The 2783-nt window shown below is 69.8% G+C and carries 1 protein-coding gene and 1 pseudogene; both read right to left on the bottom strand.

From position 1 onward, the window contains the following. Positions 1-119: 119 nt before the first annotated feature. The gene (locus GX015_RS11740) at positions 120-1361 is read right to left on the bottom strand and encodes a pyridoxal phosphate-dependent aminotransferase (RefSeq protein WP_291345342.1); all 1242 of its coding nucleotides are present in this window, start codon (positions 1359-1361) and stop codon (positions 120-122) included. Between the two features lie 824 nt (positions 1362-2185). After that, a pseudogene (locus GX015_RS11735) lies at positions 2186-2783 on the bottom strand (hypothetical protein); the annotation flags it as partial.

Raw genomic sequence — 2783 nt, 5'->3', positions numbered from 1 at the left:
TCGGGATCGGCCAGTGGCGTCAGGCCTTCACGGACGGAGGTGATGAACGCGGCGGGCGCCGATCCGTCGTCAAGCGAAGGATCCTGAACCCGCGTATGCCGCCCCACCCCGACGCCCTCCTACTGCTCGTAACTGGCCAGGAAGTTGCCCAGGCGCTCGATGGCCTCCTTGAGATCGCGCGCCCACGGCAGCGTGACTATGCGGAAGTGATCATGCGTCGGCAGGTTGAAGCCCGAACCGCCGACCATGAGGATCTTCTCCTCGCGGAGGATGTCGAGCATCAGCTTCTCGTCGTCGTGGATCTCGTGGACCTCCGGGTCGAGCTTCGGGAACGCGTACATCGCGCCCATCGGCTTGACGCAGCTGACGCCCGGAATGGAATTGAGGCCCTCCCACGCGACGTTGCGCTGCTCCAGCAGGCGGCCCGGCGGCAGCACCAGATCCTCGATGGACTGGTAGCCGCCCAGCGCCACCTGAATGCCGTGCTGCGCGGGCACGTTCGGGCACAGGCGCGTCGACGCCAGCAGATTGATGCCCTCGATGAAGCCCTCCGCATGGCGCTTCGGGCCGGTCAGCACCATCCAGCCGGCGCGGTAACCGGCGACGCGGTACGTCTTCGACAGGCCGTTGAACGTGATGCACAGCAGGTCCGGGGCCAGCGACGCGGTGGCGATGTGCTCGGCGTCGTCGTAGAGGATGCGGTCGTAGATCTCGTCGGACAGCAGCAGCAGCGAATGCTCGCGCGCGATGTCGACGATGCCCTCCAGCACCTCGCGGGAGTACACCGCGCCGGTGGGGTTGTTCGGGTTGATGATGACGATCGCCTTCGTCCGATCCGTCACCTTCGACCGGATGTCCTCCAGGTCCGGCTCCCAGTCCTGCTCCTCGTCGCAGACGTAGTGCACCGGCTTGCCGCCGGCCAGCGTCGTCGCCGCCGTCCACAGCGGGTAGTCGGGGGCGGGGATGAGGACCTCGTCGCCCTCGTCGAGCAGCGACTGCGTCACTATCGAGATCAGCTCCGACACGCCATTGCCCAGCCACACGTCGTCGACGTCGAAGCGGGGGAAGGTCGGGTCCATCTCGTAGCGCGTGACCACGGCGCGCCGGGCCGAGTAAATGCCCTTCGACTCCGAGTAGCCCTGCGCATGCGGCAGCGCGCGCACCATGTCCTGCACGATCGTGTCGGGCGCGTCGAAGCCGAACTTCGCGGGGTTGCCGGTGTTGAGCATCATGATGCGATGCCCGTCGGCCTCCATCTGCTCCGCCAGCGTCGTCACCGGGCCGCGGATGTCGTAGAGGACGTTCTTCAGCTTGTGCGACTGGTCGAGCGTGCGCAGCGGCGTGCGGCGCGGGTGGTCCATGCCGCGGCGCTGGGCGACGCGGGCCGCGCGGGTCTGTTCCGCGCGGGCGGCGCGCTGCAGCTCGGCGGACTTGCGCAGCGCCTTTTCTTTCACCACGGCCGGGTCGGGCATCGACGCGTCGGCGCCGGCGTCGTGGATGGGGGAGTCGGTGGTGGCGGCGTCAGAAGCGGGGGCCTGGGCGGTGGCAGCGTCGGCGGGTGCGGCTGCGGCTGCGTTGGCGGCGGCCGCGTCGGTCGCGGGGTTGACGGTGTCCGGGTTGCCCGGCTGGTCCTGGGGTCGCTTCTGGATACTCACCCGTAAGAGTCTGCCACTTCGGGCCGCCGGGGGAGAAGTGTTCCGCCGGTCAGGGTGTTGGTCGGGGTGGGCCGCTCCCGCGGGCGGGGTTGCTCGGCGGCGCGCGTCGGCTCGTCGTCAAGCCGAATTCGGTCCTTCGCGGGCCCCGCCTGCCTTCCAATCCGGCCCGCATCGCTCGCGGAGGGGTTGGCGCGCAGAAAATCGCGCAAAACGACTCACCTTTTCGGACGTTTGCCCAGGAGCAGCTGAGGCGTATTGCGCGATTTTTCCCTGTGGAAGTCAGGCAGTTCTGGACCGCCGATTCTCCCCTCGCTTCGGCGGGCGCGGCACCCGTTAGTGCATTTTGGTCAACGCTCGCATTTTGGCACCCGCAAAAGCGCAAGTGGTCAGATCTGCTACTCGGGAGCGTTGACCGTATGACACGAAGGCCGGCGGATGGCCGCATGCGAAAGGAGGAGGTTCCGGGTGGAACCTCCTCCTTCGCTGCCGGGATGCTTTACGACGTCCCGATCTCCGTCGTGCTCACCGCGCTACCGCGCGTTGCGGCGCGAGAATCCCGGGAGCGGGACGCCCTTGTCGTTGCGCGGCATGTCCGTCGCCGGAGCGGCGGGGGCGGCCGGAGGGGCGGGCTCGGTGGCGTCGGCGGAATCGGTCTCGGCCTCGACGGGCGGAGCCTCCTCTGCCGGGGCCTCATCGACCTGCTCGACCTGCTCGACGGGAGCCTCGGTCTGCGGGGCCTCCGCGACGCGGGCGTCCTCGACCTGGGTCTCCTCGGCCGGAGCCTCCTGGGCGGGGGTTTCGTCGGAGACCGGCGTGTCCGCCACCGGAGCCGCGGCCGACGCAGCGGCGGCCGGAGCTGCCTTGCGGGCACCGCCCGGGGCCGGGGCACCACGGCGGGCACCACCCGGCAGCGGGACACCACGCGACGTGGTGGCCTGGGCCGGAGCCTCAGTGGTTTCCGCGGTGGCCTCAGCGGCGTCGGCGGCGTCGACCTCATGGGCGTCGGACGCGTCGGCCTCGAGCTGCTCGACCTGGGCCTCCATCGCCGGGGTCGCCTCCTGCGGAGCCTCGGTCGGCTCGGCGGAAACGGAGTCGGCGGAGGTCTGCTCGGCCGAAGCCTCGGCGTCC

The sequence above is a fragment of the Corynebacterium sp. genome, assembly GCF_012837295.1.
Taxonomy (GTDB): domain Bacteria; phylum Actinomycetota; class Actinomycetes; order Mycobacteriales; family Mycobacteriaceae; genus Corynebacterium.
Note: the sequence above shows the minus strand (reverse complement) of the source record. Positions and strands in the feature narration are given on the sequence as shown.

Bases quoted from the DNA above. Each gene is read 5' to 3' on its own strand.
- GX015_RS11740 (WP_291345342.1), bottom strand. From the start codon at position 1,361: ATGGACCACCCGCGCCGCACGCCGCTGCGCACGCTCGACCAGTCGCAC.